Annotated in this window: 14 protein-coding genes; 4 read left to right on the top strand and 10 right to left on the bottom strand. The window is 49.3% G+C overall.

Translation table 11 applies throughout. The annotated features are described in order from the left end of the window. The first annotated feature begins 6 nt into the window (after nucleotides 1-6). Together EZE20_RS05010 and EZE20_RS05015 are read left to right on the top strand one after the other, a co-directional pair. Nucleotides 7-1197, top strand: a complete 1191-nt coding sequence (locus EZE20_RS05010) for a glucuronyl esterase domain-containing protein (RefSeq protein ID WP_199879873.1) — start codon at nucleotides 7-9, stop codon at nucleotides 1195-1197. A 174-nt stretch (nucleotides 1198-1371) separates the two neighbouring features. Then, nucleotides 1372-1551, top strand: coding sequence for a hypothetical protein (locus EZE20_RS05015; protein WP_132115172.1), 180 nt, complete (start codon nucleotides 1372-1374; stop codon nucleotides 1549-1551). A gap of 95 nt (nucleotides 1552-1646) precedes the next feature. On the opposite strand, the gene EZE20_RS05020 is transcribed toward EZE20_RS05015, so the two are convergent. From EZE20_RS05020 to EZE20_RS05060, 9 genes are all read right to left on the bottom strand, one after another. Then, nucleotides 1647-5111, bottom strand: a complete 3465-nt coding sequence (locus tag EZE20_RS05020; protein WP_132115174.1) for a DUF1080 domain-containing protein — start codon at nucleotides 5109-5111, stop codon at nucleotides 1647-1649. Between the two features lie 66 nt (nucleotides 5112-5177). After that, on the bottom strand, nucleotides 5178-6458 hold the full coding sequence (locus EZE20_RS05025; protein ID WP_132115176.1) for a Gfo/Idh/MocA family oxidoreductase: 1281 nt from the start codon (nucleotides 6456-6458) through the stop codon (nucleotides 5178-5180). A gap of 106 nt (nucleotides 6459-6564) precedes the next feature. Continuing rightward, nucleotides 6565-7716 carry an acyltransferase family protein gene (locus tag EZE20_RS05030; protein ID WP_132115178.1) on the bottom strand — a complete coding sequence of 384 codons (1152 nt, stop codon included), beginning with the start codon at nucleotides 7714-7716 and terminating at the stop codon, nucleotides 6565-6567. Then, the gene (locus EZE20_RS05035) at nucleotides 7716-10211 is read right to left on the bottom strand and encodes a PIG-L family deacetylase (protein WP_132115180.1); all 2496 of its coding nucleotides are present in this window, start codon (nucleotides 10209-10211) and stop codon (nucleotides 7716-7718) included. The genes EZE20_RS05030 and EZE20_RS05035 overlap by 1 nt, the downstream gene beginning before the upstream one ends. 106 nt (nucleotides 10212-10317) lie before the next feature. Continuing rightward, the gene (locus EZE20_RS05040) at nucleotides 10318-11721 is read right to left on the bottom strand and encodes a RagB/SusD family nutrient uptake outer membrane protein (RefSeq protein ID WP_132115182.1); all 1404 of its coding nucleotides are present in this window, start codon (nucleotides 11719-11721) and stop codon (nucleotides 10318-10320) included. Between the two features lie 47 nt (nucleotides 11722-11768). Beyond that, the gene (locus EZE20_RS05045; protein WP_132115184.1) at nucleotides 11769-15380 is read right to left on the bottom strand and encodes a SusC/RagA family TonB-linked outer membrane protein; all 3612 of its coding nucleotides are present in this window, start codon (nucleotides 15378-15380) and stop codon (nucleotides 11769-11771) included. Between the two features lie 5 nt (nucleotides 15381-15385). Continuing rightward, the gene (locus EZE20_RS05050; protein ID WP_132115186.1) at nucleotides 15386-16378 is read right to left on the bottom strand and encodes a FecR family protein; all 993 of its coding nucleotides are present in this window, start codon (nucleotides 16376-16378) and stop codon (nucleotides 15386-15388) included. 61 nt (nucleotides 16379-16439) lie between these two features. After that, nucleotides 16440-17114 (bottom strand): RNA polymerase sigma-70 factor, encoded by a 675-nt coding sequence (locus tag EZE20_RS05055; RefSeq protein ID WP_132115188.1) that lies wholly within the window; start codon nucleotides 17112-17114, stop codon nucleotides 16440-16442. Nucleotides 17115-17481: 367 nt separating this feature from the next. Then, nucleotides 17482-20049 carry a TonB-dependent receptor gene (locus EZE20_RS05060; protein ID WP_132115190.1) on the bottom strand — a complete coding sequence of 856 codons (2568 nt, stop codon included), beginning with the start codon at nucleotides 20047-20049 and terminating at the stop codon, nucleotides 17482-17484. A 677-nt stretch (nucleotides 20050-20726) separates the two neighbouring features. Here EZE20_RS05060 and EZE20_RS05065 point away from each other — a divergent pair. Together EZE20_RS05065 and EZE20_RS05070 are read left to right on the top strand one after the other, a co-directional pair. Continuing rightward, nucleotides 20727-21020 carry a hypothetical protein gene (locus EZE20_RS05065; protein ID WP_132115192.1) on the top strand — a complete coding sequence of 98 codons (294 nt, stop codon included), beginning with the start codon at nucleotides 20727-20729 and terminating at the stop codon, nucleotides 21018-21020. Between the two features lies 1 nt (nucleotide 21021). Then, the gene (locus tag EZE20_RS05070; protein WP_165933408.1) at nucleotides 21022-21747 is read left to right on the top strand and encodes a zeta toxin family protein; all 726 of its coding nucleotides are present in this window, start codon (nucleotides 21022-21024) and stop codon (nucleotides 21745-21747) included. Nucleotides 21748-21881: 134 nt separating this feature from the next. On the opposite strand, the gene EZE20_RS05075 is transcribed toward EZE20_RS05070, so the two are convergent. Next, nucleotides 21882-23312, bottom strand: coding sequence for a sulfatase family protein (locus EZE20_RS05075; RefSeq protein ID WP_132115196.1), 1431 nt, complete (start codon nucleotides 23310-23312; stop codon nucleotides 21882-21884). Between the last annotated feature and the right edge of the window lie 14 nt (nucleotides 23313-23326).

Consider the following 23326-nt stretch of genomic DNA (forward strand, 5'->3'; position numbering starts at 1 on the left):
TTTTTTATGATACATATTCAAGTATACAAAAGGTTATTTTTCTGTTTGTTTTTTGGTACAATGTCCACCGCTGTGGCGCAGAAGTCTGGTAGTGATTCGCTGAATCTGCCAGAATTGCTGCGTACCGAATCGGGTGAAAGGGTGAAGAATAAAGCAGATTGGCAAAATGCGCGCCGGGCAGAAGTGGTCAAACTGTTTGAGGATAATGTCTACGGTCAGGTACCCAAAGAGCTGGACAGCCTGCGTTTTTATACCAAAAAAGTACAGAAGGGTGTCATGAACGGCACAGCTACGCTCAAAGAAGTTGATATTCAGGCCTACCGCGGCGGCGATTTTGTGACTATTCGGCTGGTGCTTTTTATTCCTGACAATACACCAATAGCCCCGCCGGTATTTTTGTTGATTAATCATCGGGATACCACAAATATGGATCCGACACGGAAGGTGAAAATGGAGTTCTGGCCCGCCGAAGAAATTATTCAGCGCGGGTATGCCGTAGCGGCGTTTCACGTCGCTGATGTGGCTGCGGATAATAAAAATACCTACGATCAGCAGGTATTAAGACTGTATCCGGATCAAAAACAGGCCGCCAATGGCATGCGGGCAATCGGCGCCTGGGGCTGGGGCGCAAGTCGGGTAATGGATTACCTCGTGACCGACGCTGCCATTGATCCACAACGCGTGGCCGTGGTGGGTCATTCCCGCGGTGGCAAAGCGGCCTTATGGTGTGGTGCGCAGGACGAGCGATTCGCACTGACGATCTCCAACGACTCGGGCTGCACAGGTGCGGCCCTTTCGCGCCGGATGGTGGGTGAAACGGTGAAAGTCATCAACACAAATTTTCCACACTGGTTTTCACAGGTTTATAAAACCTTCAATGACCGCGAGAAAGAGCTGCCGGTGGATCAGCACATGCTCATCGCCCTGATGGCCCCGCGGGCGGTCTACGTTGCGAGCGCGTCGGAAGATGCCTGGGCGGATCCTGTTGGGGAATTTTTGTCGGTAAAATATGCCGAGCCGGTGTTTAAACTTTTTGGGCTGTCTCCACTGCCGACTGCTACGCAACCGACTATCGGGAAGGCCGTAGTCAGTCAGACACTGGGATATCATTTGCGGCCGGGTGGGCATGGACTCACGCTTTTTGACTGGGAGCGATACATGGATTTTGCGGATGTCTATTTCAAAAAAACCAGATAAACATTGAATTACGTAAGGTTTGGTAAAAAAGAAACCGCCTTTGTACATTAGCTATTGCCCATAGTTATGTACATTGGGTAAAGTTGATTCCAACGTAGGAATTTCAACGGCTAGTAATCTTTAATTTTTGTGTCGTTTATGGCAAAGTTGGTTCATTTAGAAGGAACAGGTTTCATGATTAATTTAGATCAGGTAGAATCGCTTTCAAAGATTAATAATAATGGGAAAGATGCGCTTGTGTTTAACTACAAAAGCGGACGGTCCGAAATTTGGCTTTTCAATTCCTCTGACTCCCGCGAACGGGCATTTGTTGCGTTAAGAAACGGGGAACAAACAGACTTTTTAGTGGATTGAACTATTCAGAAATTGGCTGGTTACTAATAATTAAGGGCTGATTTGCACATGCGCAAATCAGCCCTTTTCTGTTAAAAATTAAACCTTACAAAAGCTTATTTCTTCCGACGCTTTTTCTTCGTTTCCTCCACAGGTGCAGGAGCTTCTTTTACCGTCAAATCCTTCACCCGAATATTCCGAAACTTCACCACCGTTCCGTGGCCCAAAAACCCGATATGACCCGTGGGATTAGTCAGGCCGGGATGATCTTTTTTGTCGGCTGTTCCGTTTTTGGTAGCTTCTGCCAAATCGCCGTCAATGATCGTAGTTCCGTTCAAGATTACCTTTATTTTATTGCCTTGAAGGATTACCTCTTCTGAATTCCATTCGCCAACGGGTTTCAGGGCACCGCGTTTGGCGGGGATAATGCCGTACACCGACCCATGATACTGATAGGGTTGCAGGTTAGCATAAATGGGCGCGGTATCGTCCAGAATCTGTAACTCGGCAGCGCCCACGTAAGCGGCATCGCCCGAAAGCGGAGCACGAATGCCCAAACCGTTGTTGGCACCGGGCGTCAGCTGAAAGTCAAACCGAAAATTGAAATCCTGGTATTGCTCCTTCGTATATAGATTTCCGTTGCCGCGACCCGTGGGACGGGTCACCAGGACACCTTCCTCGATGACATAATCCTGCGTATTTCCGGTCCATTCGTGCATGTTGGTACCGTCAAAAAGTAGTTTAAAACCAGCTAGTTTTTCATCTTCCGGAAGCACAAACGGCTCGGGGCGGGCAAGCTCTTTGACATAAATATCCCGGTAGTAGACCTGCGTTCCATGGGCCTGTAATTCAAGTTGTTCCGTAGGAAAAATCGGCAGATTTTTATCCCAATAGTTTTCCAGGATTACGTTTTCAACCACCCGAATACCATTTAAATCGACGGTTACCCGGTCGCCAATCATTTTGATATAAAATGTATTCCATTCGCCCACGGCGTTATCGGCTACCTGCGAAGGCTTACTTTCATTTTTCTGATTATTGTACAATCCACCCGAGCCCACCTGTGCGCCCACGCTCACACGGGAGGTATCCCAAATCTGCACCTGTGGGGTGCCCCGCAGGTAGATTCCGGCATCGCCTTCGGGTTCGATTTTCCAGTCTACGTACATTTCAAAATCGCCATATTTTTTCTCGGTACATAGATTATCTCCCTTTCCGGTAAAGACCAGTTCGCCATTCTTCACCACCCATCCGGTACGCATCTTTTCGTCCGCAAGGGCTTGTTTGGCGCGAAGCGAATCGGCAGGCATGTTGGCGCGTTTGATGGGGTTTTCGACGAGTCCTTTCCAGCCGGTCAAATCTTTTCCGTTAAAAATTGCCTCAAAACCATCGCCTTTAGGCAGCTCCGAAAGGTGCTTGCGTATGGCCTCTTTTTGGTACTCACTATCTTGTCCGGCCAGCACCTGCATGGTTTTGTTAAGAAGGCCGCTCACCACCGAACCATTCCAGTCGGGGTTGGCCAGGGCAATACTCATGACGGCCTGTGCGGCAGCCTGCTGCACGGGTGCATCGTCAAGGTATTTGCCAGCTACAACCAGGGACTCAAAGGTTTTATTTTTTTGTAATTCTTTCAAAACCAGCTGTTTCTGTTCAGCTGTTTTGACGAAAGTCAGTGCTTTGCGTAGCGACAGAACTTTCTGAACGGGAGTGGCCGGCGAGCTGCTGATACTTTTCACAAATCCTTTCAGAGCCGCATCGCGGTAGCTGTCGTTGGTTGTGGTTGTTCCAATTGTATATAGTTCTCCGGCTGCTTCCTGCGTAGACCAGGACGCCAGCGAACCAATAGCTGCCTGCTGCATTTGCTGATCGGAACTTTTGTAGGCAGTCGTTACGGCAGTCAATGCTTTCTTACCCCCAATTGCCGCCAAAATGGGCAAATATGCCGAGGGCATAGGAGCGGAGGCCATTTGCTGCATCACGCGATCCGTTTGCTGATCCACTTTTCCTGCCGACCCAATCGTCGCTTTAATTGCTTCCTGCACCGATACCTGATGACCCGCATCGGTGGTCGTATTCAGCAGGGTAAAAAGTTGGGGTAAATCCTGACCGGTAGCGACCTGTTTCAAAGCCGTAAAGGCGGCTGTTTTCACGTCTGCATTCGGGCTTTTGAGCAGGGCCGAAATGACGCTCATCTGCGTATCAGCCCGGCGGGCAGCCAGAATTTCAACAAAAGCTACCTGCGCTGCCGGCACAAGCGACGGAGTTGCGGCCGCCACCTGATCGACAACTTTTGAGCCTTTCATGGACAAAATGGCTGTTTTTACCGCCCGAATTGTTTCGCTGTTTCCGGATTTGAGCAGAGGTAGAAAGGCAGGGATAGCACTTTCATCTCCGATTTTTCCAGCCGCATCAATTGCTGCCAGCTGAACGCTTTGGTCTTTGGCTGAAAGCAATTTAAGGATGGCAGGCAGGGCCGCTTTGGCATTGATCTTTCCAAAATAACTCATAACATCCGCCTTCACCGCCGGAGAACCTTTGGCCAGCGTTTTTAGTAGCAGCGCTGTATTTGCCGGGCTTGCCAGAGGTTGCAGGTATTTCAGGGCCGCGGCACGATATTCTCCGTCGGCACTTTCGGCAGCTTTTACCAGAATAGTTGCTCCGGCCTCGCCTGTGGCATCAGCCAGAAGTTTGAGTGCGGCCGTGCGGGTAGCTGTTTGTGTAGCAGCCGTCGTTTGGTTGAGCAGCGTTTGAGCGGCTTTGGCTACGGCGGCGTTTTCTCCTTTGGCCAGTCTGAGGGTCAGATACCGAAGGTAGTAGGCCGTACCGTTGGACTCGCTGTATACGTAGCCGCTCTTTTGTGCAGCCTGTTGCAGCAGGTTTTCTGAGGACGGCATGGCCAGCTGAGCCAGGGTATAATTAGCCGTATTTTTAACTATTGGATCCTCGTTTGCAGCCAGGCGCTCCACAACGGGTGCCGCCTCAGGGTAGGGCATATCGCCCAAAGCTTCCATAAACGACAGGTGATTGTCTCCCCAGGGTTTTTCCAGCGCCGCCATCAGGGCCTGACCGGCTTGTGGAGTTGCGGCTTTTGCCAGCGCGCGGGCAGCGGGCCCGGCCAGTTCTTTATCTTCTAAAAAAGTAATCAGGGTTGGAACTGCTTCGGCTTTTGCAACCTGCTGCAACTGAAAAAGGACAAAAGCCTGATTAGTTTTATCGGTCAATTTGGGCAAGGCCTGCGCGTATGCTTCGGAGGCTAGTTGGCGCCAGGCTTCTTTACCGGGTTGGGTAACGTAGTAAGTAAATCCACCGATGGCATATTGAATCGCCGAGTTGTCGCCGTGGCCGGTTGGATAAAGCCGCGAGATAAGCAGCGCCAGGCCGTCTTTGCCCAGGGCAGCTGTTTCTTCAGCATTTTTGGCCAGCGCTTTGGCGTCTTTGGCAGGCATTTGGGCCAGCAGATCCGCGATGCGCGTGGCGGTGGTTCGATTTGTGTTTAGTTGCTGCGCCCAGGCGGGAGTCAGCAGCAGGCAAAACAGGATGGTATTAAAGATATATTTTTTCACTTCTTTGGGTAGTTTCATGAGGCATTAGGACAAACTTAACGGGGAAAAGTAAAGACAGTAAATCTTGCTTTTCACAAAACTTTCTTACACGTTCCAGGGTGCGCGCATGGGTTGGTCAATGAGACGGTTGGCACCTTCATCGTCGATAAACTGTTGTTTTACCGGATCAAACGACAGCGATCTTCCCAGCCGCAGAGCGGCCAGTCCCATGTTTACAATCGTGCAGGAACGGTGGCCGTTTTCTTCGTTGAGCGCAAATTTCTGCCGTTTTTTCACTGCTTCCACAAAATCTGTCACCTGAGGCTCAGGATCGGGAAAAGCGGCTAATTTTTTCTCAAAATCAGGAATGTCGCAACGGAAACCATTATACACGTTGCCTTTGGGACCGGCAATGTAGGGCGCGTTTACGTCTTTTCCTTCGCCGTCAAGAATAATCTTGCAGCCATCTTCGTAGGTAAATTCAATCCGTCGCCAGGTGCCTACGGCGTCGGTATGCTGTTGAGGAGCGTCTACTTCTACCCGCACGGGGCTTGTGTGATCTTTTCCCAGAAAATACTGAATCGGGTCGATGTAGTGCTGTCCCATGTCGCCGAGTCCGCCACCGTCGTAATCCCAGTAGCCGCGGAACGTCCCGTGGGTGCGGTGTGCGTTGTAGGGTTTGTAGGGTGCAGGGCCCAGCCACTGATCGTAGTCGAGTTCAGCCGGCACGGCCTGCGGTGTGAGATCCGTTTTGCCTACCCAGTAAAACTTCCAGTCAAAACCCGTATGCTTTCCAACGGTGACCGTCAGGGGCCAGCCCAGCATGCCGCTATCGACGAGTTTTTTGATGGGTTTTACGGTGGTGTTCATTCCGTAAAAATTGGATTCAAACCGAAACCAGGTATTGAGCCGGAAAATACGCCCGTGCTGCTGTACGGCCTCCATCACTCGTTTGCCTTCCCCGATGGTGCGGGTCATGGGTTTTTCGCACCAGATATCTTTTCCGGCACGGGCGGCGTCGGCGGCCATAATGCCGTGCCAGTGCGGGGGCGTGGCAATGTGAACAATATCCACTTCTGGAAGCTGAATCAGTTCTCGGTAATCGCTGAATGTTTTGGTGCCTTTATCAAGCTTGGCTAGGGTAGAGGAAAGATGTCTTTTGTCTACATCACAAATGGCCACCACGCGGGTGCCGGCGTAGGGAATGTGGCCTTGTCCCATCCCACCCACTCCAATGATGCCTTTGGTCAGCTGATCGCTTGGCGCCAGAAACCCTTTCCCCAACACGTGGCGGGGAACAATGCTAAAAGCGGCCAGAGTAGCGGCGGTTCCTTTGACGAAGTCGCGCCTGGAAATTCCTTTTTTCGTAAAATCTTTTTCTTGCATAAGGATTGAATACTTGAATATCCCGCCCAAAGCACACCTGAAAAACAGGCGGTTTGAGCGGGAAATAGATATTTTTAAAGGTTAAGCAAATGAATTTATCGACAAATTACACTTTTAGAAATAATTTATTGCGATGCAGAATCCACATAAATACCCATTGAATGAAAATATAGGCTACCACCGCGCCAACAATTTGTACCGGTTCTGAAAAAAAGCTCAGCAAGCCCCCAAAGAGCGCATCGGCGGTAAAGGAAAAATCAATGAATTTTTTGACCATATAAATCACAATGGAGTTCATGCCGATGACCACAAAGAAGAAAGTCCAAGAGCGAAATTGCAACACATCAATGACACCGTAGAATAGTGCCAGCAATAAAAAACTTAACCCACCGGTCAGCAGCACAAAAGAGCTTGTCCAGATATTTTTATTTATTGGAAAAAACAAATTCCAAACCAAAGCCAGCCCCACGCAAACCACGCCGGCTGCCAACAGGAGCCAAACTTTGCGGGCCGGGGCCACCTGCTGTGGGGAAAGCCGCAGGAATTTTCCGGCAAAAATTCCGAGTAAACCCGTGGCAATGGCGGGTAGGGTAGAAATCAATCCTTCGGGATCATGGATTTTGTTGTGCAATCGACCGGGCACCAGGAGCTGATCCAGATAACTTGCCGGATTGCACTCAATAGTCAACAAACCAGCACCGCAGTCAGGCACCGGGAAAAGAGTCATAAAGGCCCAATATCCCAGCAGTATTCCCCCAAACCAGACGTAAAGTGCACGCGTAGGGCTGTAAATGTAGAGCAGCTGCGCAAACATTCCGGCCAGACCGATGCGGCCCAACACGCTCGGGTAGCGCATATCTGCCCATTCGGTTTTGAATAAACCATTGTTGTACAAAATTCCCAGCGCTACCAGAATCAGACCCCGCTGCACGGCTTTGCGGGCCAGGCGCGAGCGTGAGTAGCCGTTAGCCAGGCGGCTATCCATCGAAAATGGCGTAGACACACCCGCCATAAAAATAAAGAGCGGGAAAATCAGGTCGTAGGCCCGAAAGCCGTGCCATTCGGGATGATGTAGCTGATTATCTATGCTTTGCAGCCACACCCAGCCCGTGGCGGCAGTAAGGGCATGAACAAGCTGCCCGCCGCCAGTAATCCAGAACATGTCGAATCCCCGCAGGGTATCGAGCGATTGCAGACGTTGGGGCGCCACTCGTGTAGGGGCGTTTGCCGGAATTTTGGTGGTTTGAACAGTTGTCATTAGTCGCCGATAGAAAGCAGGTTTACAAAAAGTCGATAAGCCCCCGGCACCCCCGCGGGGAGTTCTCTAAACCAGGACAAACTGGTGTAGACGTAGTTTCCTTTGCCATAGCGGGCTACCAGAATACCGCCATCCAGGGGCGGGCTGTTGGGATCGTTGGAAGAAATAACGGCTTCGTATTCAGGAGCCCAATTCTGCGGAAAATATAATCCACGCTCTTGTACCCAGCTGTTGAAATCGTCAGCCGTAATTTTGTTTGGTGAATTCAGCACCGCACTTTCGGGTTTGATAAACCGTACTTCGGAAGTCTCCTCCGTGATGCGGTCGCGGGTAAGTTCAAAAGGGTAGGGGCCCAGTTCAGTTGTTTTTAAGCCCATATTGGTATTATATTGTACCACCAGATTGCCGCCATTTTCGACGTATTTCAGCAACGCTGCCTGATGATGTTTCATGCGTTCGTTGGTATTATACGCCCGAACGCCGGTAATGATGGCATCAAATGTTCCCAGCTTTTCGGGCGTCATGTCCTGATCTTCAAGCAGTGTGACGCGGTAGCCGATTTGCCGCAAACTCTGCGGAATCAAGTCTCCTGCGCCCATGATATAGCCAATGTTGGTACCTTTTTTAACCAGATCCAGCTTGACGGCTTTGGTCGAGGCGGTGGGGAAAAACACCTGTGCCGGAATGTGCGTGTAGCTGATCAGGCCAAAGCTTTTGTCGTATTCTTTGCCTTCCAGCGTTACGACGGCCCGGACGTTGGCCTCCTGCGGGTCTGCGGGGGGAAAGAGCTGAAATTCTACGGTCTGCTCAGCGCCTTTTTCCTGTATAGCAAAGGGGACTTTTTCGGGAATGGATTTCCATCCTGTGGGTAGTGCCAGTTTTACTTCACCCGAGCAGTTATCTTTTCCAGCTTTGATCGTCACATCAACTTTCCGTGGTTCGGCTGTGTCAAACATGTACACTTCCTGGGCAATTGTGGCAAATACCGGAGGAGTTACTACCAACGGCTGATAAATTTCACCCAAAACAGGATCTTTTTTCTTGAAAACCACCGGAACATCCACGCGCAGAGGTTGTCCCGCTACGAGCAAATCAAAGGTCACCAGGGCAACGGGGGGATTTTCGGGTAAGCCGATTTCCTGCAAATTATCGACCGAAAACAGCCCCGCGTACCCAATTTCCTTACGCAGCCAATACGGTTGGGAAATGGGAGTTTTAGCAGGAATGAGTGCGTTGGTTTCAAAGGTTAGGTCCTGATTATACGCCAGCGACGCACGGATGACAGAATCTTTTGATGCAAAAGGCAGTTTAATTTTTTCCAGCGAAACCGGCACCGATGAGCGGTTGATGGCTTCTACCGTGAGGGGTAAAGTAGCGCCGGGCGGGTAGGCAAATTCGGTGGCCGTTACTTCAAGATAAAGCCCCATTGAATTTTTTATCAGCTCCTGAACGTCGGCTAGTTTGGATGTTTTCCAGAAGCCATCCGGTAATTTTTGTAACTCCGAGCGGATTGACAGCAGCAGCGGTACGCTTCCGGCGGGGTTGGTGGCGTCAAATTCTCTGGCAGCCTGCTGTACGAGCTGTTCAATTTTGGCGCTGCCTTTCACCCGTTTCCACGACGTATCGATACCTTCAAACAGGTCGGTCATGGTTTTGTCGCCTTTGGTGTGCTGGAAATATTCTACCGATGTTCCGCGCGTACCGACCGAGCCAAAACCCTGACTTCGGTGCATGCTGCGGCTTTCTGCCGAAAGCTCGCCGTAGGATTTTCCAAGCAGGGGATTATACCCACCCAAATCGATTTGCAGATACTGTCCCGCATTTTTTATAAACTCAGCCCGATTGGTTATCGACCACATGCTGATATTCCAAAGGAGTCGTTTGGCTTGCCAGGGTTCAACGAATTTGAGTTGTTCGGGAAAACGTTTTGGATCGGCAGCAGCGTCAAATGCTTCCTCGGCCAGAATGGATGAGGCGCTGTGGTGGCCGTGCCCGGCCCGGCTGTCAGGCGGAAAACGCGTTACGATTACGTCGGGTTTCACCTGCCGGATCACCCACACGGCATCGGCCAGGAGTTGTTCTTTTTCCCAAATCATAAAGGCCTCCTGCGGATTTTTAGAAAACCCAAAGTCGTTGGCGCGGGAAAAAAACTGCCGCCCGCCATCGACTCTTCGGGCCTGCAGTAGTTCCTGCGTACGAATCATCCCCAATTGCTCGCGGATTTGCGGTCCGATGAGGTTTTGGCCGCCGTCGCCTCGGGTGAGCGCCAGGTAATTGGTATTGTATAATTTTTCATTGGCCATGTAGGCAATAAAGGTCGTGTTCTCATCGTCGGGGTGAGCCGCCATGTACAACACATTGCCCAGCACATTGAGTTTTTTGATGTCCTGTGCCAGTTTGGAAGATGGCAATCGCTGCGGTGCCTGAGCGGTCAGGGTGCCCCAGCCGAAGGTAAAGATTAGCCAAAGCCCCGCTTTAAGTATTTTGTTATGCATGGTTTAGAAATAAAATCAGTATAAAGTACGTTCGGAGCCCCCGATCCGGGCTACTGTTTACCCGAATCGGGGAAGTAAAAAAGAGGACGGTTTCGTATAGAAAAGGTTAGTTCTGTATGTAGGACGAATTAATATCCAGTTCACGCTGCGGAATCAGATACAGCGGGCGAGCCGTTTTACCTTGCGCCTGCATGACCTCGGTTACCTTGCCAAACCGGCGGAGATCTGCCCACCGATGATTTTCAAAGGCCAGTTCTACCCGGCGCTCGTGCAGGAGTTTATCGGCAAATGTACCCGGAGTAGATGCACTGATAGGCGCCAGTTTGGCCCGGGCCCGTACCTGATTGATGTATCCGTAGGCAGCCTCAGACTCACCCAGCGCTTCGGCCAGCATCAGCAATACATCGGCATAGCGCAGCACCATGAAGTTGTAGGAAGCATCGTTTTCGTTGAAGCCATTTTCTTTGCCAAATTTGGTAATAAACCGGACGTTATTAGCCGAGTTGGTCAGCAGTGTGCCCTGTGCGTTTACGTAGCTGGTATCCATTGATTTCAAAAAGCGGTCGTCACCCGGTTCGTAAGCGTTCATCATCTCGATGGTTGGGCGGTTTTTGTAGGCACCGGTGGTTTGCCGAAGCAGGGGTGAAAAAGCGTTGGTAAAGCCATTTCCTGTACCGGTACCACCTCCTTTGTACTGCACTTCAAAAATTGACTCTCGGTTATTTTTGTTGGTGAGTCCCCAGATGTTGGCGTAGTCGGGCACGAGCGAATAGCCGTAGGTGTCTACCACCCGCTTTAAAACCGCTGCGGCCGAGGGTTTGTCTCCGGCAGTCAGGTAAACCTTCCCCAGCAAAGCCGCGGCAGCACCCTTGGTCGCCCGTCCCAGATCAGCGGCAGCGGCGTATTTGACAGGTAAAAATCCTTCGGCCAATAGCAGGTCGGCACTGATTTGCCGATAAATTTCGGCAGCCGGTACCTGCGGAAGTGCGCGCCCTTCATCCGCCGATTTGGCTTCACTGAGCGGCATTGGAATATTGCCAAAGGAAACGGCAAGGTTGTAGAAAAACAACGAACGCAGAAACAGTGCCTCGCCCTTAATCCGGTCTTTGGTTGCCTGATCCATGGCTATGGCCTCAATACGGTCGAGCACAATGTTGCTTCGGGCAATGCCCAGGTACGAATCGGTGTAGGCGGCCGTAATGATCTCACTCGTAGCGATTTCGGAAAAATTGTCAATCACCGTCAGCTCGGCACCAAGCCCCGTTCCGTCCGGCCCCTGATCGGTGTTGTCGGTCCGCATCTCGTGCATGATCCAGTAGCTCTGATTGTAGGTGCCGTTCATTTGCAGCACTTTATAGGCTGCGTTTATGGCCGTGTTCATATCTCCGGCTGTTTGGTAAAACCCGTTGACGTTCCGCTGTGACACCGGATTTAGGTTCGTGAAATCTTCGCTGCATGAGAGCAGGGCTCCGGCGAGCAGCGGTAGGCTATATAATTTTTTTAGTTTCATGTCTTTTGGATAAAGTTAAATGGCTTTACTTCTTTGAAAAAATCAACTCAGAAAGTCACGTTTAGTCCGAAGGTGAAGTTGCGCGACAACGGATAAGCGCCGTAATCCTCGCCCTGTACCCCGGTTAATCCGGCCTGATTGTTTACTTCGGGGTTGTAGCCGATGTAATCAGTTTTTGTAAATAAATTAGTTCCGGATGCATAGGCCCGCAACGACTGAATTTTGGTTCCCAGAAGCGCCTTGGGGAATGTATAGCCCAGCGCCAGGCTGCGAAGCCGGAAGTAAGAGCCGTCTTCAACCTGAAACGTAGAAGGACGGTTGTTGCCACTGTGCAGATCCGACAGGCGGTCGGCACGCGGGATTTTGCCATTGCCTGGATTTTCGGCAGAGATCCAGCGCTCGGTCCAGTCGGCGTAGGAATTGGTGGCCGCTTCGCCGTTGCCCAGGTGGCGGCGGGTCAGATTCAGAATTTTTGAACCTTCTACACCCTGAAAGAAAACGCTTAGGTCGATCCCTTTGAAACTAAACCGATTGGTGATTCCCCACATAAAATCGGGCTGATAGTTTCCAATAGCGGTGCGGTCGGATGCGTCAATTTTACCATCGCCGTTAATATCTTTGAACTTAAAGTCACCCGCACGGGCAGCCGGGGCAAGCGCATCTTTGGGGGCCGCGTCAACTTCTGCCTGACTTTGGTAAATTCCTTCGACCACGTAGCCGTAGTAGCTGCCAATGGGTGAGCCAATTTCAGTTATGTGCCGAATACCAGCGCCACCTGAACTCAGAATCGGATCGCCGGTTGGGCCGAGTTTGAGCACTTCGTTTTTGTTGGCAGAGAAGTTAAAATCAGTGGTCCAGCCAAAAGCACCTACCAGATTTCGGCTGCTGACGGTCAGCTCAAAGCCTTTGTTTTCTACTTCCCCAATATTTTGCAGCGCGGTAGAAAAACCAACTGCCGCCGGCACCTGCACGTTAAGCAGCAGATCCGACGTGAGTTTTCGGTACCAGTCAGCTGAGATGAAAATCCGCTCGCGGAAGAGCCCGAAATCCAGCCCGAAATCTACCTGCGTGGTTTTTTCCCAGGTCAGATTTTCATTGCTGATCGTCGATGGTGCAATGCCATTGGTAAGCACGTTGTTAAAAATGTAATTATACGAACTCAAAAGGCCAATTGCGGCATAGTTGGGAATCAAAAAGTTACCGGTTTGTCCCCAGCTTCCCCGGAATTTCAGATCGCTGATTGCCGTCACACCCTTCATGAATGATTCCTCCGACACTCGCCATCCTGCCGAAACGGAAGGGAAAGTGCCCGTTTTATTTCCTGCGCCAAAGCGTGATGATCGGTCCGAGCGGATGGTAGCCGTTAGCAGATATTTATCCCGAAACGAGTAGTTGACCCGCGCCAGTACCGAAGCCAGCGACCATTCCTGCCGGTTGTCGCCGCCACTCGTCACCTGTCCACCGCTGATGGTAGGCGACAGGTCGTCGGGGTGATTTTGGGCATAAACCTGATTGGCATCCAACCGGTCTTTTTGGGCGCTGTATCCAACTACCGCTGAGAAATTATGTAGTTGTCCAAAGGTTTTGTTGTAAGACAAGGTATTCTCAGTTACCCAGTTATAGTTGAGCGAGGCGTTCGACTGTGCGTAAGGATCACCAGCGGTGGCTGCCCGGTTGCGAAAGGCCCGTGCCATGTAAAACGAGCGATTGTAGCTGTTTACATCAATTCCAGTGTAGAGTTTATACGTTAATCCGTCCAGAATTTCGTATTCAGCATACACATTTCCAAAAATTCTGAATTGTTTGAGATCGTCCGTTACGTGTTCAATGATGGCCAACGGATTGCTGGAAGCGGTCATGTTGGCGCCGCGTCCGGTTTCGGTAAACAGGTGCGACTGATTATCTGACTGATTGATGCTGCCATCAGGAAGGTAAGGCCTCACCGTGGGGGAGGTTACGAGGGCCGAATACACAATGCCGGGAGGATCGGCAAAATAGGGCGCTCCCGCTGGTGAGCGGTCGGTGTTTGTAAAGGAAGGGCTTAGTCCCAGTCCAATTTTTAATCGTTTCACCGGGTTGGCTTCCAGATTTACCCGAAAACTATACCGCTCAAATCCGCTGCGATCAATGATTCCTTTTTGATTATAATAACCGCCTGAGAAGTAATACTTTACAAATTCACTGCCTCCCGAAACGGATGCATTGTAGCTTTGCACGGGCGCAGTTTTAAAGATCAAATCCTGCCAATCGGTATCTGTACCGTCGGGATTGGCGTAGTCGTCTGGAATAAAATAACTGCCATTGGTTGTTTTGGTATAGCGCGTGGCGTTGTCGTCGTTGATGTTTGCCCCGCGCACATCCTGCAAATAAGCATTGTTTTTCGAGTCAATTACATAAGCCGTCAGCTGCTCTGAATTCATCAGGTTTACTCGTTTAGCCACATTCTGCACACCAAAATAAGCATCAAATCCGACGACGGGTTTACTGCTGAGTTTTCCTTTTTTAGTGGTAATCAAAATGACGCCGTTTGAGCCCCGCGAACCATAAATTGCCGCTGCCGAAGCATCTTTCAATACTTCAATTGACTCAATATCATTGGGGTTAATTGTCCCGAGCGGGTTAGACGCCGGCAGGGCAAATGCCGTGGTCCGGCGCGTAATGTCGCCCTGAATGCCGGGGTCCATGTTTTTGGTGACCGGAAATCCGTCGATCACGTAGAGTGGTTCGTTTCCGGCAGACACAGAGCCAAGTCCGCGCACCCGAATGGTCGTAGCCGCGCCGGGCTCGCCGCTGGGTTCCTGTACCTGCACACCCGCAATTTGTCCCTGCAGGGCGTTTTCAAAATTGGTTACCTGAATTTCCTTAATGTTTCTTGCCGAAATCGACCCTATCGAACCCGTAATATCGCCCTTGCGCTGCGTACCGTAGCCCACGACCATCACCTCACTTAGATTGTTGATCGACGGGACAAGCTGCACGTTCAGCTGACTTTGATTGGTTACCGTTAATTCTTTGCTGATGTAGCCAATAAACGAAAAAACCAACACCGTTGACTGGTCAGGAATGCTGATGGAATACGTGCCGTTTTGATCCGAAACGGCTCCCTTGTTGGTGCCCTTAATCAGTACACTTACACCGGGCAGACCGATCTTGTTTTCATCCGTAATCTGTCCGGTTATTTCACGGTCTACGGCCACCGGACTTTGCATCCGTTGCAGCGGACTTACCTGTTCGAGTACGAGCTTGTTTTGGGTAGTGGCGGAGGTAGATTTCGGAATCGCCCGGCTCTGGGTTTCTTCACTTTTTTTCCAGATCAAATAGGCATTCTTGCCCGTTTTTTTGTAGGTTAAGCCATTGGGATTCAGCAATGTTTCCAATTTTTTTTCCAGTCTCGGATCAGCCGATTTGTCTTCGGCTTGTACATAAATACCGGTGAGCGTGGATTCTTCAAAAAGAATATTTACCTGGTATTTTCGTCCCAATTCCAACAGCGCATCCTTTAACTTCTGGCTTTCAGCCACCCGAAGTTCGGAAGCTCGGGGCAGTGACGTTTTTCGTGCGTACGTCAAATCCTGCGTAGCAGCGTTTAGGGAGGGTGTTCCCAATGGAATGAAGGCTAGCAGACTCAGCAGCCAATTTTGTAAAACTTGAATTTTCATAGATTCTAAGGTTTGGTAGTATGTAATTCGATGTAATCTGATTTTTTGGTAATGGTCATTTCCAGTAATTCAGACAAAATACTTAGCAATTCGTCGGCATTTTTAGCCCGGTACATGCCGCCAATGCGGCGGTTGGCCAGGGCAGAGTCGCGGATGCGAACGGTAACTGAAAATCGCTCTTTGATTTGCTCTGCAACTTCTGACAGTAAGGTGTTGTCAAAGTAAAAGGACTGCTCTTTCCAGGCGATTAGCGCCTGCGGCTGTTCGGGAATGCTCACGGAGAAATCGCCGTCCGGGCTAGCAGAAAAGCAGTGGCCGGGTTTGAGATAAATCTGCTCGCCTTTGGGAAGATTGAGTTTAACTTTTCCTTCTTTTAAATACACTCGTTTGCCCCGCTCGCGCGAGTAGGCCGTAAACTCCGTCCCCAGCACGTCGATCTGATACTGATCGTCCATCACCACCCGAAAGGGCGTGTGGTCTTTGGTATGCGTAACGCTAAATTCTGCCTCGCCGCTGAGCTGCACTTCCCGTAACGGATGACCAAATGTAAAGCGAGGCACGCGCAAACAGGAATTGGCATTGAGCGTAACCTGTGAGCCATCGGGCAAAGCAAATGCATACGACTCACCGGAAGCTGATTCGTAGGAACGAAAAAGCAAATTTGACCGGAAGAAATACCCCACAAGCAGCACCGAAGCCGCAACAGCCAACCGTAACGCCCACACACGACCTGTCCTTGGGCGTGGGAGCGGTGAAAATTCAACGGATTTAACAGCAGATAAACGACCGTGCAGCAGTTCGTCATAGGTTTGTCGGGCTCGCTCTGCGTCTGGGTAAAACTGCGGGCATTTCCGTTCCCATTCGTCCAAATGCTGGTAAAACAGTTCTTCATGGGCCGAACTGCTCCCCAACCACTCCTCCACAAGTTTTCGCTGCACACAGGTGGTTTTTCCTTCAAAAAAGTCGAACAGAAGCTGCTTCGTAACTGATTCTTTCATGTAACTTGGTATTTCGGTAATTTAGGAATAAAATGGCTGGATAGGTTAACAACTAAGTGGTTCAGAATCCTTGTGCCAAAGCGAATAGAATGCTCAGAAACCAATTGTCTTTCAGCTCTTTGCGGAGCTTAAACAGCGCACGGCTGACGAGCCCTTCCACAGCTTTGGCGCTGATCTGAAGCTCGGCGGCAATCTCCTCGTATTTTTTCCCTTCGACCCGTTTTAGCAGGTACGCCCGGCGACATTGAGGGGGTAGCTGCTGAATGATCTTTTCGACCCGTTGGTGAAGTTCGGTATATTGCAGGGCATCATCCGGGCTTACGGTTTGGGCCGTTAGTGGAAGATTGATTGAATCCAGCGAATCGCTGCGTTTGAGCTGCCACCGCAAATAGTTATAGGCCCGAAAACGCACGGCTTTGTATAAGTAAGCCCGGTAAGAACTCGTGATTTGCTCAAAAATCCGGTCCTGCCAAAACGCAGCAAAAAGCTCAGAAACCAGATCTTCCGCAATCTCTTTGGAATGCACAAACCGAATGGCGTGGCTGCACAGACTTTCGTAGTAGCGGTTAAAAAGCAGTGCGCAGCCATCCTGAGGATGACTGGCAAAGGTTTCTCTAAGCAACCGTTCATCATCCGGCATCAGGGTGGTGAACGGCTGATTTTCCAAAAACGGTTCTTCCGAAGTCCGGAGGGGCTGCTCTGGTACACTACTAGTTTGCCTTTCAGTCAATGCCATAGTCGCTTTTTCGGTGTCAGGGTTGGATTCTACGTGCCACAGACAAGTGAAACAGTTTTTTCCCTATACTAACATAGAGGAAAATTTGCGATTTGTTTTTTATTCAAAATATTAATTGGAAAAATATACGTTTAGCAAAATTGTTTCCTGAAAGAATCCTGATTTTAGAAATAGTTGGGAAAAGAATGGGTGTTATAGAGCGATTGAGATCTCATGTTACTTCTTTTTTTGTCGAATATTCATTAAAAAGAGAAATAAAGTAGCCTATGGAATCAGTATACAGAAATGCATCCGTTGTATCCCTACTCACTAGATCAGGGATACAACGGATTAACCCGGTGCGATTTACTACCCACAACCTGGATGTTCAAAAACTATATCGCAGGGTTGTTCCAAAGGTTCGCTGATCGCCCAGAACGGCGGCGTAGTGCCCGGCACTGCCGGCAGCGGGGAGTAGTTGCTCGAAGTAGTCTTTATTTAACAGATTGTGTGACCAAATCAGAATTGACAATCCGTTGGATGCCCGAAAACCAGCCCGCGCGTTCAGGAGTGTGTAGCCGTCAATGTTCAGGAAGGCCGAGGGCGACGGACTGGAAGAAAAGGAGGAACGATAGTAGCCGTCAAGCGCCAGAAAGTACCTGCCTTTCAGTGAAATCAGTTTACCTGCTCCTGATACTTCTCCACCCACCGAACCGGCCCATTTTGAAATTCCGGGCAATTCTCCACCCGATACGTCTTTAAAGGCCGATTCTCCTCCGACTTCTTCCAGCGGAACCGGCGCATTGGTAAAGGATATGTACCTTCCATTGGTATAGGTAATCGCTCCCTGAAACGTAAAATGATCATTTAGCCGTACGCTTGCATCCATCTCCGCACCCGACACCCTGACTTTTTCGGCATTGGCCAAATACCCCCTGTTCACCCCAAGTTCTGCGGTTTGTACCTGTGTTTGGAAGTCCCGGACATCCGTATTGTACACCACGAAGTTCAGCGTTGACTGCGGTGTTGGCCGGGTTTTTACACCTAGCTCATAGTGCGTTACATATTCAGGCTTTATCTCCGCAAGCTCGATCAATACCTGGCCGCCGGCACTTGGCAATCCGCCCAGGTTGACACCAACTGGCTTGTAGCTATTGGCATAGGTAGCGTAGGCATTTACTGCCTTTGATGCCTTGTAGGCCAGTGTCAGCTGACCCGAAAAGTTATTTTCGTTGACGCTGGCTGAAAAGGCCTGATTGGAATAAACAGCGTTTTTAATGGCCACTAATGCCGGATTGGTGGTTTGTAATCCGCCATAGGTCTGACGGGTAAAGTCCACATCCTTTTGGTCATAGTTAAACCGAATTCCGGGCAGCAGGTGAAGTTTATCAGTAATGGACCAGTCAAGTTGTCCAAAGACTGCTCCGCCGAAAGATTGAAGTTGCGAGCGGGTTCGGATTCCAAACCCATCGAGCAATCCGGGTGTTTGCCAAAGAGGATTTGTAGAGTTCTGGGCAAATCGCCATTGCGCTGCGCCAGATTCCTCGGTATGGAAAGGATCGGTTTTTAGATCCTGCCAAATGGCAAACACGCCAACGACCCCACTCAAATTGGACGAAAGGTTTCCGGCATACCGAATCTCCTGCGTCCATTGCTCGTGCCGGGAAGGTGCCTGTGACAAACTCAGCACGGGTAGTCCGGTAAAATCGCGGTCGTTGGAGGGGCCCCAGTTCCAGTAGCGCCACGCGGTGGTTGAGGTAAGTGTACCCGGCCCGATTTTAGCATCCATTGTCAATGAAATACCTCCCAATTCATTTTTGGATCTCCATGGCGTGTCGTGATCGATGATTCGGTCAAACGGATTGCTGCTGGGCAGCGAGTAGTTAAGGTCAGAGATAATGGCAGCAAATTGCCGGTACGCTGCCCGCCGGGTACTGACCACACCGGCAACTACCTGTGCATAGCCATCGGGATTTTGGCGGGAGTTATCCCCGGCGAGTGTCACTCGTATTTTATCAGAAGGTGTGTAGAGCAGTTGTCCTCTAAAACCCAGATTATTCAAATCATTAACAGAACTTTGCGTAGCAACGTTGGTAAGCAGCCCGTTGCGTTGTGTCCCCGAAAAAGAAACCCGACCTGCCAGTTTTTTACTCAGGGGGCCGGTGAGCGAGGCTTTGGCCTGTACATAGCCGAAATTACCATAGCTTACTTCAAAGCTTGCGCCGGGCTGAAAACCAGGTGCGCGCGTGGTTATGTTAAACGCACCGGCGGTAGTATTTTTTCCGAAAAGGGTACCTTGTGGACCGCGGAGTACCTCTATTTGTTCTATATCAATAAAATCAAGGGTTGTTGCAGCCGGCCGGGCAAAATATACGCCATCCACATAAAAACCGACACCGGGGTCAATGCCATCATTGGTTAGTCCAAAAGTAGACCCCAGGCCACGGATATTCAGAGTGGTATTTCGTGGATTTGATGAGTAAAGTTGTACCGTAGGGACCAGTTCTTTGAGCCGATTTACGTTAAAGGCACCGGCGTCTTCGGCTGTTGCACCTCTGATAACGGTGATTGGGATGGGTACATCCTGCGGCGACTCCTGACGCCGCCGGGAGGTAATTAGTACGTCCTCCAATTGGTTCGATTGCTCATCCAATGGGATGGTTACGCGGTTGGTGGTAATCAGGACTTCCTTTTTTACATATCCCACATAGGATACCACGAGTATGAAGGGTAGCTTTTGTCCGGTAAGTAATGAAAACTCCCCATTTGCATCGGTGGTTGCACCATTGGTTGTGCCTTTAATTGAAACCGTGGCCCCAGGTAAAGCTTCATCTGATCGTGAGTCAAGCACCTGGCCACTGATTGTGGCATTGATGACCGCGTTGTCCTGAGCTGACAAAAGGAGCGGTAATAGAAAAATTCCCAGCAAAAAGGCAAAATTTAGAAGTTGTTTCATGGGGTATTTTTGTTTTGTTAGAAGACAAAAGGATTCTGTTTCCAGTCAAAGATGAGTTTGGCTGGAATACAATAACTAGCTTGTAAACAGATGTTTAGTTAATGGTTTTAGATGAAAATGACGAATGGAGTCAACAACCTGTGGCCAGGCCGTATGGACAGGTCATTAGAAAAAAGAACGGCGCATACAGTGGGTTGAAACTGCGTGGGGCAAGTTGTACGTGTGGTGTCCTGGGTGGGAAGAACAGATTCATCGTTGTTTATTTAAAATTTCAGGTGCTTAGATTTGACTATACAATAAAATCAGGAGCAAAGGTAATAAGTCTATTTAATCTACCAAATTTATAGACTAATAAAATTTATTACTTTTTAGGAAGGTAAGTCTGCGACTTTCAGAAGTTATATTGAGGCTATCGGTTAGTAGTAGACATGCAGGATCATTGAAGCTGACAGAGTAAGAGTTTCGACTTTTAAATGCTTCGATTCAAAAACTGCTCTCTGATGTTTCATTTTTCATAAACAGAAATAAATTTGGGTAGTTTTGGCAGTAAATTGTAATTTAGGGGAGTATTAAATATGGAATAGTAGTGGTTTTAGTACACTGTGGCAATTACATTGGCAGGAAGAAGGGCAGGTCAATTAGCATGATTTTTAGATTATTTTTAACTGGGCAGAACTATGAAACAAGATGAAGAAATAGTAAATACGCTCATTAAAGGGGGGATTATTGGAGCAGCACTCGGGGCGTTGGTATCTGAAAATAAAGAAAATGGTGCTACTATTGGCGCTTTGGCCGGTGCAGCCCTGTTGGCCACATTCAGGGCCAATCAGCACGCCTTGCAAAACAACCTGCCGATGTTTTTAGAAGAAAACAACGTCTTATATGAAATTAAAGCAGACGGAAGCAAACATTTTGTCAGAAACCTTGCGAAGACAAATCCACTACTACCTGAACACTTTAAACTTAAATAGGATGACTATTAAGCGGATGAGGGTGTTTGCGGGCCCAAATGGTTCGGGGAAAACCACCATTGTTAATAGTTTACGAAGCGAAATAGGATTTGGTATTTATGTGAATGCCGATGATATAGAAAGTCAATTGAAAGAAACTCGGGTAATGTTGTTTTCCAGTTTTCAGCTTTATGTAATTGAAGATGAGCTTCATGATTATTTTAAAACCAGTAATTTTTCACCATTAAAAAGAGCCGAACCCGATTTATGGAGTAAACTAACGGTAAAAGATAACGTGTTGTTCGTAGATACCTTTGTAGATTCTTATTTGGCAGCAGATCTGTCTGAATTTCTCAGGCAAAGTTTATTAAAGAATGGCATTTCGTTTACTTACGAAACCGTAATGAGTCATGAAAGCAAGGTTAAGTTTTTGCAACGAGCCCTTGACAGTGGGTACCGGGTCTACTTATATTTTGTCGCAACGGAGGACCCTCAAATTAACGTAAGTCGTGTAAATATCAGAGTAGCACAGCATGGACACTTTGTTGCTCCTGAATTAGTGACTACTCGATACTATAAAAGTTTGCAACAGCTAAAAAAAGCTATCAAGAAAAGTAGTAGGGCTTATTTGTGGGACAATTCTGGTGCTGCCAGTTTATTAATTGCAGAAATCACAGATGGAAGTGAAGTCCATATACTTGACTCAAACTATGTGCCCAATTGGTTCGTTGACTATGTGGTTAACTGATAATGTTGAATAAAACTATTTGTTTCAGGTTGACTATCTAAATTATAATTGTCAGGATTACTTTCACTTACCCCCCAAAAAATAAAAATCCCCGACAGATACTCTGCCAGGGATTTTTAGTACAGCTATTCCCGTCACTTTTTTGCCTGAATCCTCTTTTCAATAACACTTGCAGCGATAGGCATGTTGGCAGTGTGCGCTTTGACCTGCTGCTCTATTTGCTTAATAATTTCGGGGTGTTTGGCGGCCAGATTATACTTTTCGGAAGGGTCGTGCTGAACGTTAAACAGCTGAACTTCGTCTAGTTTTTCGACCTTGGCCGGATATCCCAGGGGGTTGTTTTTGTAGTAGTAGAGCTTGTAGTCGCCCTGCCGGGTAGCAAACAGTTTCGAGCCGTGGTAGAAGTACATATCCTTGCGTGGATTAGCCGCTGTGCCCTGCAACACGCCCGAGAGGTCAAAGCCGTCGTAGACACGGTCGTTGGGTAAAGTAGCTCCGGCCAGTCTGCACAACGTAGGCAGCAAGTCGAGCGTACTGCCCATGCTCGACACCACCCCGGGCTTGACGCGGCCCGGTCCCCAAAAAATAGCCGGAACCCGTACGCCGCCTTCGTAGCTTGTACCTTTGGCTCCATACAACAGCCCCGCTGAGCCTGCATGTTCGTTGAAAATAGCCCAGGGACCGTTGTCAGAGGTAAAAACTACGTAGGTATTTTTGTCCAGTCCTTCGCTACGCAGCGTATTCAGAAGTTGGCCGACGCTCCAGTCAATTTCCTCAATCACGTCGCCGTACAATCCCCGCTCACTTTTTCCTAGGAAATCAGCTGAGGCAAACAGCGGCACGTGCGGCAGCGAATGCGCCATGTACAAAAAAAACGGCTTCTTTTTGTTGGCTTTAATGTACGTAATCGCCTCAGCCGTGTAGCGTTTCACGATTGTGGTCTGATCGGCCGGGCGCTCAATTTCCTGAGTATTGCGCAAAATCGGCACCTGAAAATACTCCGTCTTGGGATGTAAAAACGCCTCCGTATATTCGACGCTATTGACCCGGTCCATGTCGTTGCTGTACGGGATTCCGTAGTAGGAATCGAATCCGTGGCTTGTGGGCAAATAGGCCGGCAGGTGTCCCAGGTGCCACTTGCCGATGGCAGCTGTGCTGTACCCACCGGTTTTCAGCAGCCGGGCAATGGTATTTTCACTTTGGGGAAGTCCCCCGTCTGAATCCGGAAAAAGTACCCGTCGGTTGTCGCCATACATACCCGTCCGGACAGGAAGGCGGCCCGTCAGCAGTCCGGCACGCGAAGGGGTACAAACGTTTGCGGCTACATAAAAATTAGTCCATTTTTGTCCCTCAGCCGCCATACGGTCGATGTTCGGCGTTTTGATCGTCGGGTGCCCATAGCAGCCCAAATCTCCGTAGCCCTGATCGTCCGTAAAGATGATGATGAAATTAGGTTTGGCATTTTTTTGTGCCTGAACGGCATACAAACCGGTTAGGGCTACGAGTCCGGCCAGGCAAACCAGTCGTTTGCCGGCGTATGAAAAAAAAGTTGCAGGAGTTATCATGAATTGGTGGTTTA

The organism is Arundinibacter roseus (genome assembly GCF_004348825.1).
Classification (GTDB): Bacteria; Bacteroidota; Bacteroidia; order Cytophagales; family Spirosomataceae; genus Arundinibacter; species Arundinibacter roseus.